At 55.0% G+C, this 14,517-nt stretch carries 21 protein-coding genes; 10 read left to right on the top strand and 11 right to left on the bottom strand.

Annotated elements, in window-relative coordinates:
* Positions 1 to 208 precede the first annotated feature (208 nt).
* Entirely contained in the window at positions 209 to 1,147 is a 939-nt protein-coding gene (locus Q1B27_RS07480; protein WP_299845950.1) for a mechanosensitive ion channel domain-containing protein, read from the top strand.
* A 72-nt stretch (positions 1,148 to 1,219) separates the two neighbouring features.
* Positions 1,220 to 1,408, top strand: coding sequence for a PLD nuclease N-terminal domain-containing protein (locus Q1B27_RS07475; protein ID WP_299845947.1), 189 nt, complete (start codon positions 1,220 to 1,222; stop codon positions 1,406 to 1,408).
* 254 nt (positions 1,409 to 1,662) lie between these two features.
* Here Q1B27_RS07475 and Q1B27_RS07470 read toward each other — a convergent pair whose 3' ends face one another.
* The gene (locus tag Q1B27_RS07470) at positions 1,663 to 2,712 is read right to left on the bottom strand and encodes an AI-2E family transporter (protein WP_299845944.1); all 1,050 of its coding nucleotides are present in this window, start codon (positions 2,710 to 2,712) and stop codon (positions 1,663 to 1,665) included.
* Positions 2,713 to 2,775: 63 nt separating this feature from the next.
* The gene (locus Q1B27_RS07465; protein ID WP_299845941.1) at positions 2,776 to 3,507 is read right to left on the bottom strand and encodes a Crp/Fnr family transcriptional regulator; all 732 of its coding nucleotides are present in this window, start codon (positions 3,505 to 3,507) and stop codon (positions 2,776 to 2,778) included.
* 81 nt (positions 3,508 to 3,588) lie between these two features.
* Here Q1B27_RS07465 and Q1B27_RS07460 point away from each other — a divergent pair, with 81 nt between their 5' ends.
* Positions 3,589 to 3,993: a hypothetical protein gene (locus tag Q1B27_RS07460; protein WP_299845938.1), complete on the top strand. Its 405-nt coding sequence runs from the start codon at positions 3,589 to 3,591 to the stop codon at positions 3,991 to 3,993.
* A gap of 33 nt (positions 3,994 to 4,026) precedes the next feature.
* On the opposite strand, the gene Q1B27_RS07455 is transcribed toward Q1B27_RS07460, so the two are convergent.
* Entirely contained in the window at positions 4,027 to 4,401 is a 375-nt protein-coding gene (locus tag Q1B27_RS07455; RefSeq protein ID WP_299845935.1) for a phage holin family protein, read from the bottom strand.
* Positions 4,401 to 4,730: a hypothetical protein gene (locus Q1B27_RS07450; RefSeq protein WP_299845932.1), complete on the bottom strand. Its 330-nt coding sequence runs from the start codon at positions 4,728 to 4,730 to the stop codon at positions 4,401 to 4,403. Before Q1B27_RS07450 ends, Q1B27_RS07455 begins: the two co-directional genes overlap by 1 nt.
* Positions 4,731 to 4,892: 162 nt before the next feature.
* Here Q1B27_RS07450 and Q1B27_RS07445 point away from each other — a divergent pair, with 162 nt between their 5' ends.
* Complete coding sequence (locus tag Q1B27_RS07445; RefSeq protein ID WP_299846823.1) at positions 4,893 to 5,063, top strand: DUF1328 domain-containing protein; 171 nt, start codon at positions 4,893 to 4,895, stop codon at positions 5,061 to 5,063.
* 79 nt (positions 5,064 to 5,142) lie between these two features.
* Positions 5,143 to 5,640, top strand: a complete 498-nt coding sequence (locus Q1B27_RS07440; protein WP_299845929.1) for a DNA starvation/stationary phase protection protein — start codon at positions 5,143 to 5,145, stop codon at positions 5,638 to 5,640.
* Between the two features lie 65 nt (positions 5,641 to 5,705).
* On the opposite strand, the gene Q1B27_RS07435 is transcribed toward Q1B27_RS07440, so the two are convergent.
* On the bottom strand, positions 5,706 to 6,524 hold the full coding sequence (locus Q1B27_RS07435) for a response regulator (RefSeq protein WP_299845926.1): 819 nt from the start codon (positions 6,522 to 6,524) through the stop codon (positions 5,706 to 5,708).
* A gap of 142 nt (positions 6,525 to 6,666) precedes the next feature.
* On the opposite strand from Q1B27_RS07435, the gene Q1B27_RS07430 reads away from it, so the two are divergent.
* The 4 genes from Q1B27_RS07430 (at position 6,667) to Q1B27_RS07415 (ending at position 9,323) form a co-directional block, all read left to right on the top strand.
* Positions 6,667 to 6,813, top strand: a complete 147-nt coding sequence (locus tag Q1B27_RS07430; RefSeq protein WP_299845923.1) for a NepR family anti-sigma factor — start codon at positions 6,667 to 6,669, stop codon at positions 6,811 to 6,813.
* Positions 6,810 to 7,364 carry an RNA polymerase sigma factor gene (locus tag Q1B27_RS07425; RefSeq protein ID WP_299845920.1) on the top strand — a complete coding sequence of 185 codons (555 nt, stop codon included), beginning with the start codon at positions 6,810 to 6,812 and terminating at the stop codon, positions 7,362 to 7,364. The genes Q1B27_RS07430 and Q1B27_RS07425 overlap by 4 nt, the downstream gene beginning before the upstream one ends.
* A gap of 152 nt (positions 7,365 to 7,516) precedes the next feature.
* Positions 7,517 to 9,109 carry a histidine kinase dimerization/phosphoacceptor domain -containing protein gene (locus Q1B27_RS07420; protein ID WP_299845917.1) on the top strand — a complete coding sequence of 531 codons (1,593 nt, stop codon included), beginning with the start codon at positions 7,517 to 7,519 and terminating at the stop codon, positions 9,107 to 9,109.
* Positions 9,110 to 9,191: 82 nt separating this feature from the next.
* Positions 9,192 to 9,323: an entericidin A/B family lipoprotein gene (locus Q1B27_RS07415; RefSeq protein WP_299845914.1), complete on the top strand. Its 132-nt coding sequence runs from the start codon at positions 9,192 to 9,194 to the stop codon at positions 9,321 to 9,323.
* Between the two features lie 212 nt (positions 9,324 to 9,535).
* On the opposite strand, the gene Q1B27_RS07410 is transcribed toward Q1B27_RS07415, so the two are convergent.
* Positions 9,536 to 10,681, bottom strand: coding sequence for a YwqG family protein (locus Q1B27_RS07410; RefSeq protein ID WP_299845911.1), 1,146 nt, complete (start codon positions 10,679 to 10,681; stop codon positions 9,536 to 9,538).
* A 429-nt stretch (positions 10,682 to 11,110) separates the two neighbouring features.
* Here Q1B27_RS07410 and Q1B27_RS07405 point away from each other — a divergent pair, with 429 nt between their 5' ends.
* The gene (locus tag Q1B27_RS07405; protein WP_299845908.1) at positions 11,111 to 11,635 is read left to right on the top strand and encodes a hypothetical protein; all 525 of its coding nucleotides are present in this window, start codon (positions 11,111 to 11,113) and stop codon (positions 11,633 to 11,635) included.
* A gap of 277 nt (positions 11,636 to 11,912) precedes the next feature.
* Here Q1B27_RS07405 and rpmE read toward each other — a convergent pair whose 3' ends face one another.
* The 5 genes from rpmE to Q1B27_RS07380 form a co-directional block, all read right to left on the bottom strand.
* Positions 11,913 to 12,134 carry a 50S ribosomal protein L31 gene (gene rpmE / locus Q1B27_RS07400; protein ID WP_085800384.1) on the bottom strand — a complete coding sequence of 74 codons (222 nt, stop codon included), beginning with the start codon at positions 12,132 to 12,134 and terminating at the stop codon, positions 11,913 to 11,915.
* Positions 12,135 to 12,146: 12 nt separating this feature from the next.
* Positions 12,147 to 12,530 (bottom strand): 50S ribosomal protein L19, encoded by a 384-nt coding sequence (gene rplS / locus Q1B27_RS07395; protein ID WP_299845900.1) that lies wholly within the window; start codon positions 12,528 to 12,530, stop codon positions 12,147 to 12,149.
* Positions 12,531 to 12,983: 453 nt separating this feature from the next.
* Positions 12,984 to 13,781 (bottom strand): tRNA (guanosine(37)-N1)-methyltransferase TrmD, encoded by a 798-nt coding sequence (gene trmD, locus Q1B27_RS07390; RefSeq protein WP_299845897.1) that lies wholly within the window; start codon positions 13,779 to 13,781, stop codon positions 12,984 to 12,986.
* Between the two features lie 84 nt (positions 13,782 to 13,865).
* On the bottom strand, positions 13,866 to 14,375 hold the full coding sequence (rimM, locus tag Q1B27_RS07385) for a ribosome maturation factor RimM (RefSeq protein ID WP_299845894.1): 510 nt from the start codon (positions 14,373 to 14,375) through the stop codon (positions 13,866 to 13,868).
* Positions 14,372 to 14,515 carry a hypothetical protein gene (locus tag Q1B27_RS07380; RefSeq protein ID WP_299845892.1) on the bottom strand — a complete coding sequence of 48 codons (144 nt, stop codon included), beginning with the start codon at positions 14,513 to 14,515 and terminating at the stop codon, positions 14,372 to 14,374. Before Q1B27_RS07380 ends, rimM begins: the two co-directional genes overlap by 4 nt.
* Positions 14,516 to 14,517 lie beyond the last annotated feature (2 nt).

The following is a 14,517-nucleotide window of genomic DNA, read 5'->3' as shown; positions in this document are numbered from 1 at the left end:
ACGCGGACAAAGGGTTCTTTGGTAAAAAAGCACTTTCAGAAAAAATCAAGAAAACATGGGAAATAGCCGCGTTCGGTTGGAAATTAACAGCGGCATGCAGGTGCATGGTGTATAAAATTAATAGTCTTCAGATGGGTACGGTTTTTTAAGGAACTCCCTCGGTGATTATGCGTTGATTTGAGAATCTAAGCAGAATTCGAGGTTAAACATGGAAAATCTAGAAACCGTGGCGGACAGTACCGCAAGCTGGATATCGTCAATTTGGACAACAGATATCTATGATGGCAAAGCGATGGCGGACATGCTGACATTCGAGGCGATTTTGAGCCTTGCTGGCAGCATTGCCGGTGCCATTGCGATCATTTTGCTGGGGTTTACCGTCTCGGGTTTTCTCAAGCGACGCATCAAAAAGCTGAGTGACAAACATGCGCGGCTGGATGACACGCTGTTCAACTTTCTGTCGAACATCGCGCGCTACGCAATTCTGGCTTTCACGGCCCTGTTTGTGCTGAACACGTTCGGTGTTCAGACCACGTCCATCGTGGCGGTGATCGGTGCCGCGGGTCTGGCTGTTGGTCTTGCGCTGCAGGGCACCTTGTCGAACATCGCTGCCGGGGTGATGATCATCCTGTTCCGTCCGCTGAAAATCGGCGATTTCGTGGAAATTGACGATGTGATGGGAACGGTCAAAGATATCACGCTGAACTACACCGAACTGGCTGATCTGGGAAATGTAAAGGTCGTCGTGCCGAATTCCGAGGTTTGGGGCAATACGATCCACAATTATTCGGTGTACCCCACGCGCCGCGCGGAATGGACTTTTGGTGTCGGATACGGCGTCAACCTGGGCAAGGCCGAGCAGGTCATCCGCGAAACGATTATGGCCGACGACCGTTCGCACGCAGATCCGGAGCCGTTCATCCAGGTCAACAACCTGGGCAGCAGCAGCGTCGATTTTCTGGTGCGTGTCTGGTGTGACGCGTCTGAGTATTTTCAGTATCAGGCCGACATGAAGCGCAAGGTAAAGGAAGCGCTGGATGAGGCGGATATCGACATTCCCTTCCCCACACGCACGCTTGTACACGACACGCCGTCGGTCAAACTGGTCTCGGACCGTGACGACATGCAGATGGTGGCGGCGGAGTAATTCTTGTCCGGGAACTTTAGTGCAGCCCTGCGCGTTGACCCTGCAATGCAACCGTAAAAGCGGAGAGATTAAATGGAATATGCTGGCATAGGTGGATTTATCGTATTGGTCCTGAACATATGGGCCATCGTGTCGATCATCGGCTCAAGCGCATCGACGGGCGGCAAGGTTATATGGACGTTGCTTGTTCTGATCCTGCCGATTATTGGCTTCATCGTTTGGCTGTTGGCTGGACCAAAATCGGCCAAAGGCATGGCCTGACAGCCAGAGTTTCAGGCACAATTGGCGCGCGGTGAAAACTGCGCGCCTTTTTTAGTTTGTGAGCAAGGAAACAGGGCGCATCAAGTGCCACCCCGCAGCACATTGCGCAATGCTTCGTGGGATACCCGCCCTCGCGTCATATGGTACCAATGTCAGGCCCGTGCGTGCTGCAAATAGCGGCTTGTTTAAGCAAATTACCCGCCGCTTTCAGGAGCGTGGCCGACTGGGCCTGCCCGAGTGTATTAGGGGCGTGATCAGGTGGTTTCCGGATTATCTTCAAACAGGTTCAGCATAACAAGCGCGATCACGAGGAGCGGGATTGCGATGATGCCGCCGATCGGGCCCCAAAACCACAGCCAGAACAGCAGCGACACGAAAACCAGCAGAGGATTAACCGAGATATGCCTGCCGATCATGCTGGGCGTCACCATCTGGGATTCAATGACATTGAGTGTCAGGAAAATCAGCGGTGGCACAAGCACCGTGATCCCGTCGAACGCGAAGAGACCGGCCAGCAGAAGGCTGAATGTCAGCACCAGCGGCCCCAGGTACAGCACGAAATTCAGCAAAGTGGCTGCGACGCCCCAGACAAAGGGGGCAGGCACGCCAACCAGCCACAGTGACATCGCGAGAGCGAAGCCCAGCCCAACATTTATGACCGAGATGGTTAGAACATATTGCGAGACCATCTGCTCGGCGCGGCGCACGCGTGTCTTGAAACTGTCCTGATCCGTGTCGCCGCCCAAAAAACGCGAAACCCAGTCATAGATACCTTTGCGGGTCAGCAAAAAGAAAAAGAGCGACCCTGCAAATATCAGAAAATGTGCCACCAGAACCGGTGCGAGGAAAAGCGCATCGGTCACCGTGGGCACGGCGCTGTCTTCGACGGCGGCTGGGGTTTCACTGTTTTCATTGACCGCGCCCAAAACCTCTTCGACTTCTTTGTTGACCTCATCCAGGCCCTGAATGATGCCGCGAAACTCTTCGATAAGATTACTCACTTCCCATTTGAGCTTTGGCAATTCGTCCACAATGCGCCAAATGAGCGGTTCGGCTGCAAGCGCGAGCCCGGCGATGGACAGAACACCGATCGCCAACACGGTGACAGCGGCAAAGGCCACAGGCAGCCCCGCGCGCTGCAACAGGTCGGTGAAGGGACCTAAAATGATGCCTGTGACCAAAGCCAGGACCAGGGGTGCAAAGACGTCCTGCCCCAGTTTTAGCGCGACAAAAGTAAGTATCGTGGCGATGATCAAAACGGCGACCCGAACTGCAGGGTCAATTATCACTTGACGGTCGGACATGGAAATTTCTGCCTTTACTTCGGGTTTGTATGGTTGGTCTGATGTGGTGATTGTGAATTCCGGTCACAGAAGAGGGCGAATGATCGGATCACGGGTGGGGTCAAGCTGTGCGATGTCACACAGGCGGTCGTAATTGATCACCTCAAGCTTGCCATTGGCCCAGTTGGCCACCGATTGGTCGCGCAGTTTTTTCAACGTCTTGTTGGTGTGAACCAGCGACAGGCCCAGGGCATCCGCCAGATCCTGTTGCCGGAAGGGCAATGGTATAAAGGCGCCTTTTTTCAGGTCCAGCGCATCGCAGCGGTCATTGAGCCGGACAAAGGCGCGTGCCACGCGCTCGATCCCGCTCATTTGCCCAAGGATTGCAAGGCTTTCCCCTAGCAGATGTTCTTCTACTGCGGCCAGCCAGGTCAGATCGAAGGCACGCTCGGCGTGGTGCTCAAAAAGGTTCCAAAGCGACTTGCGGTCAAACACGCAGAGCAACATATCGGTGCTGGCTTCGACCGTGTGCTGCATCTCTTGCATGACGCCGGCCTGAAGGCCCAGAAAATCACCTGGAAGGATAAAGTTGATGACCTGACGGTCACCATCTTCGAGCGTTTTATAGCGCAGGCCCATACCTTCGAGCACGGTAAAAAGCTGCGGACTGTTGGAGCCCTCCATCATCAGCGTTGTGCCTGCTTCGACCCTCAACTCACCCGATTTGAAGGTTTGCATGAACCGGACCTCGTCACTGGTCATCTCGTCGAACAGGGACTTTTTTCGAAGTGGGCAGTGCTGGCATTTGATCGGCATTTTCGACCCCTCGGATATGTCATAGTTTAATGCGCAGGGGTGCGTTTTGTTCCAAGGTGACCAAAAAATGGACAAACGCCCATGGATTCCAGTCTGACAATTCGGAACAAACCTTTGACCAATGCAAATGGCCATCCCACTTTCCTGTTACTGGAAAAAAACCCGATCATCGCAGCCGATATGATCGACACTCTCGAGACATGTTGCCGGTGTTATGTGATCCACGCGACCAGTCCGGGTGAGGTTCTTGAAAAGCTTTCGCAGACACCAACGCTGGCGGTAGCGTTTCTGGAAATGAGTTTTCCAGATCTTGATGGCACCGAGCTTCACGTTGCGTTGAAACATAGCGGAGCGCGCATTGTCCTGACGCAAGGAGAGACCCACGAAGCTGAGGTACAGCAACGTGGGTGGCATATGCTTGTCAGGCCGTTTTCAGATGAGATGGTGCGCAGTGTTCTGGAAGAAATGCAAATTCCCCTAATGTAGGGGAGCTTGCAGTCAGAAGAATGTGCGTCGAATTTACCTGGACCGAGCCGAGCGACCGGCCTTGAGGCCCATTGCGAACCCTTCTGCCACTTGCAGAAACGGCTCTCGCGGCGCGTTGGCTGCGTCAGCGTCGCCGGTACGTCCGCTGCTGAATTCATACCTGCCGGAAGGCTGGGCTTTGCCTTTCAGACCCACCGCCATAAGGATGAACCCAAAGGCGCAGTAGAGCGCACCAATGACAGAAGCCGCGAAGATCGCGCTTTCGAGAGTGACCAGAAGAAGCCATAAGGCGACAGTCAGAAAACCCGTACCGACAAGCGCGAAAATCCCACCCAATGTCGAGAAAAGAGCCGCACGTGCCGTCGCACGCGCGGTATCTTTTACATCATTTGCAAGCTGATGAAGCATCACTTGCGCCCGCTGAGAAAGCCCAGAAGGAAGCCCACACCCACGGCAAGCCCGACAGCGGTTGCCGGTTGCCGGCGCACGGCGTCGCCTGTGCGATTGGCGATATCCTCGGCCTTGTCCTGCATTTCCTGCAGGTGTTTTTCACTGCTGGTCTTCAGATGTGCGACTTTCTCGGTTGCGTCACTGATCACGGCGTCGCGACGGGCCGACCCCATCTCGACCAGCGTCTTGGAAATCTTTGCGATGCTGTCCTCCAAGGCGTCGATTTGGGCCGACAGGCGCTCGGTCTCTGGCGTGCTCGTTTTGGCGCCGGCTTTTGACTGTGCCATTTGAAACTCCTTTCACTTGGTTCACGGCCTCAACGCGGCTCACCTGCGCTTGTTCCGATAAAACTGTCTGAAACGCCGATTTTCTTTTTTGCAACGATTTCGGAACCGAAAGGCAAATTGGACGTTGGACCTTCAGCCAATCAAATGAAAGGAACTCAAAAAATGCTTAGTTGGGCACTTACATTCCTGATCGTCGCAATCATCGCTGCCGTTTTCGGCTTTGGTGGCATCGCTTCCGCTTCGGCCGGGATCGCACAAATCCTGTTCTTCGTATTCATCGCCCTTTTCGTACTGGCGATGGTCATGCGAGCGCTCAAAGGCCGCACGCCGTAACCAGCGCTGAGACGGCAAACGACAAAAGTGCGTTCCAAACGGAGCGCACTTTTTCCATCCACTCAAAGCAGAGGACGAAATGCAAGACATGCTTCAAGCACAGACGCAACGCACAGAGACCGACACGGGCGTACGCGATACCAAGGCTGTCGCCGACGGTCTGACGAACATTCTGGCCGACACCTATCGCCTCGTTTTCAAAACGCATGCCTATCATTGGAACGTGACAGGCCCGATGTTCTATTCGATCCACAAACTGACCGAAGAGCAGTACGAGAATATGTTCAAGGCGGCCGACACGCTGGCCGAACGCATTCGCGCGCTGGGTGAAATTGCACCCATGACCCTGTCGACCGTGACCGGAAATTCGGTCATTGGCGATAAGGGCGGGCGGCTGACTGCACGACAAATGGTGGTCGATCTGGCGGATGATCACGAGCGGATTGCGCACCGTTTGCATGATCTGATCGAAACCGCCGGCGATCATCGTGACCCGGTGACCGAAGATCTGGCGACCGCGCGGGCGGCGTTTCATGAGGAAGCTACATGGATGTTGCGCGCCATCGCTGCTGAATAATCGCAGAATTGTACAAACTAAAGCCCCGCCAGAGACGCTTTGGCGGGGCTTTTTTGTTGGGGTTTTCAGCCTTCAATGTTTTCTGAGCTGGCAAAGAACATGGCCTGGCTGACCGCTGATTGAACCTGATCTTCTGTATAGGGCTTGGTGATCAGGAAGGCTGGTTCCGGGCGTTCGCCCGTCAGAAGGCGTTCGGGGAACGCGGTGATAAACACCACCGGAATTTCACCCATTTCGGCAAAGATGTGATTGACCGCATCAATACCAGAAGATTTGTCCGCAAGCTGAATGTCTGCAAGGATCATGTCCGGCGGTTGTTTGCGGGCCAGTTCAACCGCGGCGTCGCGTGTGCGTGCGATGCCGGTGACATCGTGACCCATCTGTTCGACGATGCCCGATATGTCCATCGCGATAATCGCCTCATCTTCGATGATCATGATGCGGCCATGGATGTTCTGCTGCATTTCCTTGCGGGCGATATCGAGCAGTTCGGCGGCCTCATCCTCGTCTATATCCATGATCTGAGCGATCTGAGACAGGGTAAAGCGTTCGATACTGTGCAAAAGGAGTGCTTCACGCGTGTTGTCGGTCAGATCCGACAGAAGCTTTTGCGCGCGGGCCTCTTCGGGCGACATATCCCCGTCACCCGCGATTTGCGCACCTGATGACCGCCAGATCGAATTGAAGGTTTTGAACAGCGCCTCCTTGATCGGCATCCCGGTGGAAATTATTTCCGCGTCCTCCAGGATCGCTTCGAGTGTTGCAAGGGCGTATTTGTCGCCGCTTTCCTGACTGCCGGTCAGCGCGCGCGCGTACCGCCGCAAATAGGGCAGTTCGGTGCCAATTGCGGATGACAGATCGCCCTGGTTTTGCATGTCGTTCATTTCGTGCCCTCAAAAAAATTGCGAAACTTCGGAACCTAACGCCTTGAGCCTGCGTTGGGTTCCCAACATATAGGGTGTTACGTGACCATTTTAGAGTGACAGAGCCACGAGCGCGATGACAAAAAAACGCAGGAATCCCCAAGTGGATCAACAGATCGATGAAAATCTACGTCGCGTCTATACGGAAGCGGCGAACGAACCCGTGCCGGACAGGTTCACTCAGTTGCTTGACCAGTTGCGTCAGCAAGAGCAGTCGAAGAAACCAAAAGACGACGGTTCAGACGCGTGACAGAGCAAATTGATCCCAGAGATGAGCTGGTTGAGCACCTGCCAGCGATGCGTGCCTTCGCGCTGAGCCTGACGCGTAATGCCGCGACGGCTGATGATCTGGTGCAGGACACAGTGGTCAAAGCGTGGAGCAACCTCGACAAATTCCAGCAAGGCACCAATCTGCGCGCATGGCTGTTCACGATCTTGCGCAACACATTTTATTCATTGCATCGCAAACGTCGCCGAGAGGTCGAAGATCCGGACGGCGTGATGGCGGAGGCGCTGTCGGAAAAGCCGCAGCATGATGGCCGTCTGGCCATGAACGATTTTCGCGAGGCGTTTGCCCAGTTGACGGATGAACAGCGCGAAGCGTTGGTTCTGGTCGGCGCAGAAGGGTTTTCTTATGAAGATGCGGCCGAAATGTGCGGCTGTGCCATCGGTACGATCAAGAGCCGCACGAACCGGGCGCGTAAAAGGTTGGCGGAGTTGATGCATCTTGACGATGAAGAAGATCTGGAATTGACGGACCCCGCAACCCTTGCGGTGGTGACGGGGCAGCCCGCTGCATGATCGGGTCGAAGCGGCGAGTTGGCAGCGCGAGATCTCGCCTTGCGCTTCAGCTGATCGCAGTTTTATCCATCGCGGTTCTGCCCCTCGGGCTAATTTCCATCTATCAAACATCCAAAGTTCTCAAGGAGTCGCGCGCCCTTTCTGAAATTGCCTTGCTGGATCGCACAAGGCGTGCCGCCGCCGAGGAACGCGAGCTGATCCAATCCGCATTCGGTGCGGTTGAGGCTATCAGCGCCGCAGCGCGCGTGTTCCAGGGTCAGTTGGATGGCTGCGATAAGATTTTGGAGCAGTTGATCGAATTCGACCCACGGTACACGTTTGCTGGCTTCGTTGATCTTGACGGCCAGATGACCTGCTCATCGACACGAGATCGCGTCGATATGAGCACATCGCAGTTTTTCCAAAATCTGATCACCCTGCCTGAACGGCGTGTGGATGCCCACCCGCTGGCGGCGCTGGACGGTCGCATTGCGCTGAATGTAAGTGTGCCGGTGTCCAACCAAAGCGACCTTATTGGCTATGTGTGGATCTCGATACCCCTGAAACTCGCCAATGCATTGCTGACGGAAAACGTCGAAGCGACGGATCTGCTGGTGTTCAACAATGACGGTGAAATCCTGGCGACCGAGGCGTTCCAGGATGACCGCCGCGCCATTCTTCCCCAGGATCGCACGCTCGAGGATCTGACGTTGGATAATCAGCAGACCTTCCGCGCCATCAACCGCAGGGGGGAAGTGCGTGATTTTGCCGTTGTGCCGATCGTGGATGATACCGTCTACGCACTGGGTAGCTGGGAGCCGCGCAATCAACGCTCGTTGACGGGGCGCGGGGAATCTGCGGCGCTTTACTTCCCCCTTCTTATGTGGATCGCGGCAATGGCGGTGGCCTATTTTGGGGTCAATAGGCTGGTCGTCAGGCATGTGCGCAAGCTGCGTCAATGGATGCGGCTTTATGCGGGCGGCAAGGCCGATTTCGATGACGAAAAACTTGATAATGCGCCGGAGGAGTTGGAAATCGTCGCAGAGGCCTTCCGGTCCATGACCCATAAACTGGCCGAACAGGACCGTTTGCTGAAGGAGGATCTGGAGGAAAAGACCACGTTGTTGCGCGAGGTCCACCACCGCGTCAAAAACAATCTCCAGTTGATCTCCAGCATCATGAACATCCAGATCCGCAACACTCAAAGTGATGAAGCCAAGCACCTGTTGAGGCGCGTGCAGGACCGCGTGATGGCCCTGTCCGCGATTCACCGTTACCTTTATCTGTCGCGCAAATTGTCGATGGTGCGGGCGGATCAATTGCTGGATGACATCATCAAGCAACTGGTCGTGGTCGGCAGCATCGACGAGCCGGAAAACCGGGTTGCGATTACCACCGATCTAAGCCCCGTGGAGATCACGCCGGATCAGTCGGTTCCCCTGACGTTGCTTGCGACCGAAGCTGCAATAAACTCGGTCAAATATTGCGGTGCCGCGCAGGGTGAAGTGCCGTGGATCAACATCGTGCTGCGCGATTTGGGAGAAAATCGCGTCAGCCTGAGCATTGTCAACTCGCATGATCCTGATCGCGAAATGAACAATGATGATGATGCGAAGGGGTCAGGTCTCGGCTCTCGTTTGATCGACTCCTTCGTGTCCCAACTAGATGGCACCCTGGATGTGAACAGGTTGCCTGATAGGTTTGAGCTGCATTTGACATTCACCCGTCTGGAAGAAGACCAGGATGAGGACATTCCTTTGGAGTAACCCATGTAAGTTTCTGCATTTTTTGGGAACTTGGACTGGCGACGCGCGTTGACCCCGTACAACAAGGAAATGGAGTGTGACTATGACCCGTTTTAAAACAATTTCGCTGTCCCTTGTCGCAGTTTTGGGTTTGACGGCCTGTGAAACCATCGAAGGAGCTGGGCGTGATATCGAAAGCGCCGGCGAAGCAATCAGCGAAGCGGCCGAGGAGTAATCCGGCCTTCTTTTGGCAGCCTTCAGCGTTGACCTTTCAAATGTTCATTGACCGGTCAGCCGAGTGTCGGCGCTAAATTTCCAGATATTCCAGTCTATTCCATCCCGGGCATTTGATGATCGTCCGGGATGGTAAGGCGCGTTTTCGAGTGCGCGGTTGGAACTGACACAGCTTTTTTCCAGAGCGCTGTCCAAGGTTCTGCGCTTTGATACTCATGCACTAGCGGACGCAAGCCAGACCTTTTCAAAACGTCCGGCGGCGAGATCGTCTGGATCAATCCAGAACTCCACCACGCCGCAATCGCCAATCATCAATCCCAACTTCGTATCGCTATCGAGCTGAAGAAGCTTGAAACCCTTTCCGCCAGTTGGGTTCGGCACTTCAGAGGCTGGCCCGCCAATTGTGTGATTGTTGAAATATTTGCTGCTTAGCTGCAGTTCTGGCGTGTCTGAAACATGCTTTTCGTAAACCTTTTCGCTGTGTTTTTGTGCGGCGTTGACCAATTTCCAGTCCACGTCAGCTGGCATGCTGGATGGCGGTTGCAAAATATCGCGGGTAACAGGCCGAAGGGCAAATTCAGGCATCAAACGCAAGGTGGATGCGCCCGTACGTTTTACATATTGGCCAATATATTCGCCGACTTCAGGCAGGTCGTCGGGCACCTGAGCTCGTTCTTCTACCCGTTCAGTGAATAGGACGCGTGGTGTAACCCAGTTACTGTTGGAAAGGTCGCTGAAGAACAATAGAACGCCATTTACGGGCAAGGCTGCGGTTTCTTCCAGCGGTGGAATTTCGGACAGGTGCAATTCAACGAGGAAATGCAATGGAAGCCCTGTCTTATCGGATCTTGGCCACTCGAATCCGGGATAGGTTCTTGGAACGTCACCGAAGCGGCTGCGCGATCTGGGCGAGCTGCTTGCGTCCAGGGCAAGGTATGCGACTTGCACTGAATGTTGCAGGAAAAAGGCCGCGACCTCATCTGTTGTATAGGTCACGTCCTTGTAGCGTTCACGAAGCTCCGCTTGACGCTTTTGTTCGGCCTTGATCTCTCTGGTGCGCCGCTTGGCCTTGGCTTTGCTTTTGCGGTCTGCGCGTGTTGCTGTCAGCTCGAAACGGATCCAGTTCAGGATATTGGGCAGCTTTCGATACCCTGGAAGTCTTTTGCCGTGATACCATGTGCTTGCGTTCACGAGACCAAGAAGGAGGTACTTGGTTGCTGACTGAGAGAACAGCAATAAGCCGATGCCGAAAATGAGTGTCAAATACGGTGGCGTGTCTGAAGAGATCGCTAGTTGTGCCACTGCCGCTCCCAAGAGCATGAGACCAAGAATACGTGCATATCCGGTAAAGGTCGTCAATTTTACGCTCCTTTAGATGCAGCAGATCGTGGCCCGCGGTTTCCAAAGTTGAAATACAAAGAATACTGGCGAAAATTTGGGCGATATTGCTGCCGAAACGTGGCGAATGCCCTGCTAGAATTGTCCGACATCCATCGCTGAGCAGCCCGATCTGAAGGGCCCGACATAGGCGCTATTTCGGTCAGTTTTTTCCAATTTGATGTTTGAATCGCTCCTCCTTCAAAAGTCGGCAGAACCCTCGAATTATCAGAAAAATTGCGGTGCAGATAACCGTGCCCAAAAAGGTCAAAATTCAAATTTCGGAATTAAATTGGAAAAATTTTGGGAACTGGAAGGCCGACACGCAGTTGTCTTTTCACACGTCGCAGTAACCTTCGTGGTCTGAAAGGCCATGACACTGCTGCAATAGAATATGGAAAGGAGCACGTTATGAAACTGCTTAAAAAAACTGCACTGGTTTGTACAACGGTCTTGATTTCGTTGCCTGCGTTTGCGGGCGAGTCAAAGCTTTCCGATGTTGATGTTGTGGTAGACCTGTCTGCATTCACTGACAGTAACGCGCTGACATACTGGCCCGAATTGGACAAAGACCTGGAGGCTGCGCTTTCGCAGCATGCCATGATTGAGCCGATTTCAGAGGCGCCGCGCATTCGGGTTGAAATCAATAAAGTGGCAGTCGATGGCGATACCATTTTGCCAGATTCCGGTGAGTTCAATCAGCTCGAAGGCACGATTGCGGTTTACGAAAGCCTGAATGCTGATGGGGCAAACGTTAAGCAAACAGCAGATGACGCACCGATAAGCAGTTTCCCTTTGCGACTGACAGCACAGACGGCTGATACAGCCAATGAGGAAGGCTGGACGGTATTTATCCCGCCATCAAAGGACGACTTCTACAACGCGCTGGTGAATGCCTATGCCGAAAGAACGCTGGAAAAAGTAGCAGAGAAATAGGTGCGGGACGTCCTGAAATCTATTTAGAAACGCGCTATCGGGTGCCGGGTTTGGTTAAGAACCTGGCACCCAAATTTTTTGTGCAATTCGAGGTGTCCGCTGACCATCGGGGTGGTGTGGTCGGTGTTACTTGGACCATGTCGTAAAGGGTTTAGGCGCAATCTGTTGAGTTTTCTGCGCGACTTTTTTTCTCCTGTCCGGCTTGATCATCAGCCGACAACGAAAAACGCCGCCCCGGTCAGGAGCGGCGTTTCGATGGTAATCTGGCAGCGTGGGATCAGAAGCCCAGACCGGCGTATTTGTTCTTGAACTTCGACACACGGCCGCCTGCGTCCATCAGGCGAGTCCCGCCACCGGTCCAGGCCGGGTGAACGGTCGGGTCGATATCAAGGTTAAGCTGTTCGCCTTCCGCGCCATAGGTCGAGCGGGTCTGGAACACGGTACCATCGGTCATTTTGACGTCGATGATGTGATAATCGGGATGGATGTCTTTTTTCATCTCGTCGGTTCCTTACGCTTGCGCGCCCTTGCGGGGCTTGTAGTTGGCGTTCTCAGCAATACGCGCCGATTTACCGCGACGCGAGCGCAGGTAATACAGCTTGGCGCGGCGGACACGGCCACGGCGCACAACCTCGATGCTGTCGATATTGGTCGAATAGAGAGGGAACACACGTTCCACGCCTTCGCCAAAGGAAATCTTGCGAACGGTGAACGATCCGGCAATGCCTGTGCCGTTGTTGCGGGCGATGCAAACGCCCTCGAAGTTCTGAACGCGCGAACGCGTGCCTTCGGTCACCTTGTAGCCCACGCGAACGGTGTCGCCGGGTTTGAAATCGGGAATGTCCTTCCCGAGCGAGGCGATCTGTTCCGCCTCAAGCTGAGCGATAATATCCATCGCTTCTACTCCTATATGCTTGCGGTTTTAGCCCGCAAAGGTGTGGCGCGTCCTCAGAGCTTTGGGTCTTCTTCCGGGTCCACGCGATGTGCCCGCCCAAGGTACAGGTCGTCATTATCTGTTCATCTGATTGCCGTGTACGCCACCAATGCCGAAGAAGGCTGCGAGGGTGTGCCATAGCAAACAGGCCCGAAGCCGCGAAAGCGATTCCGAACGAGCGGGGTATAGGTGGATTTGGCGCGCGGATCAAGCCCGATCGGTAGAGACGGATCAGTTTGCGCGTCTGCAATCATCTGCGCACCTCGCATGTCAGTTTTTCGCAGAATTCCAATAGTGTTTATTGCGCCACTGTAGGCGAACCCATATTGCCAATCCGCCATAGCTTAGGATTTGGAACTAGCGACAGCGGCTAAACCATCAGAAAACTGGTGTAGATTGAACTCCGACCGATGTTCATTCTTGGGATTTGGATGAGTACCGCGCCCATAAATCCGGACGCCGGGCCTTGGTAAGCTCTTCCGACATCTGGCGCCGCCACTTGGCGACTTTCCCATGATCGCCTGAGGTGAGGATTTCGGGTATTTTGTGACCCATCCATTCGGCGGGGCGGGTGTATTGCGGGTGTTCCAGAAGGCCGTTGGAATGGCTTTCCTCGTCGGTACTGTCAGCGTTGCCCAGCACGCCAGGCAGCAGGCGGATAGTGGCGTCGATCATCGCTTGTGCGGCGATCTCACCGCCAGTCAGGACAAAATCACCCAGGCTGACTTCTTGCACGTCATAGTGATCCAGCACCCGCTGGTCGACGCCTTCGAACCGACCACAGAGCAGCGTGACGCCGGGTCTGGCGGCCCAGTCGCGAGCCATGTCCTGCGTAAACGGTGCGCCCCGTGGGCTGAGATAGATAATCGGCGCCCCTTTGGGGGCGGTGGTCCGGGTGTGTTCAATCGCACGGCCCACAACGTCGGCGCGCAGGACCATACCCGCGCCGCCGCCCGCCGGAGTGTCATCGACATTGTGGTGTTTGCCCTCGCCAAAACCGCGCAGATCGGTAGTGTGCAGCGTCCAAAGCCCGTCATTCAGCGCCTTGCCGGTTAGGCTTTCGCCCAGAACGCCGGGAAAAGCCTGCGGGAAAAGCGTGATGATCCGCGCCGCCCAGGCATCTTTGAGCGTGGGCGTTGGCGTGATCAATTCGCGCGGCTGTGCAGTGGCACTGATCGACTTGCGGCCATATGATCTGGGTTTTTCGGTCATGGGCTTTGGCTGTAGCGTCGGGGGGCGCCGGAGGCAAGAACATGTCGGTGACGCAGGGCCTGTTGGCACGGTGCGGGCATCAGCCTAAAACAATCCGTCGGGCGGGTCTGCGACGATCCGGGCAGCAGTCAGGTCTACAGTCGGAACCGCAGCGACGGTGAAGGGCAGAAGAATGGTATCGCCGGGCGTTGCGGGTTTGATCTCCAACAGGTCAGAGGCACCGTGGTTCAGCACATTTTCGACCCGACCCAGAAGGGTGCCGCCGGTGTCGTAAACCTCAAGCCCGATCAGGTCGGCATGGTAATATTCATCATCCGGAAGGCCGGGCAGCCTGTCGCGGTCCACGAACAATCGCACGCCGCGCAGGGCATCGGCCTGTTCCTTGGTCTGGACGCCGGATAGCCGTGCGGTAAAGCCGTTCTTGGTCTGACCGATCAGGCTGACGCTAAAGCTTTGCTGGCCATCTTCGGAATAAAGCGGGTTGTAGCGTTCGATATCCTCGGGCGTGGCGGTAAAGCTTTTCAGCCGTACCTCGCCCCGGACACCGAAGGCCCCGGCGATTGCGCCGACGCAGATACGGGCATCGTTGTTCATCCTGTTGCCCCCGTGCACAGGCCAGATTTCATCTCACCACCTGCGGCGATGCAGCGTTCGCCATGCTGGTAGCGTTCGTAGAAAACGCCCGAGATGAACACCAGCGCCATCATGATAAGGGTACGGATCGGTCGAAACATGG

Origin of the sequence: uncultured Roseovarius sp., from assembly GCF_947489715.1 — a bacterium.
Classification (GTDB): Bacteria; Pseudomonadota; Alphaproteobacteria; order Rhodobacterales; family Rhodobacteraceae; genus Roseovarius.
The sequence above is the reverse complement of the archived record's forward strand: the minus strand, read 5'-3'. Positions and strand labels throughout refer to the sequence as shown.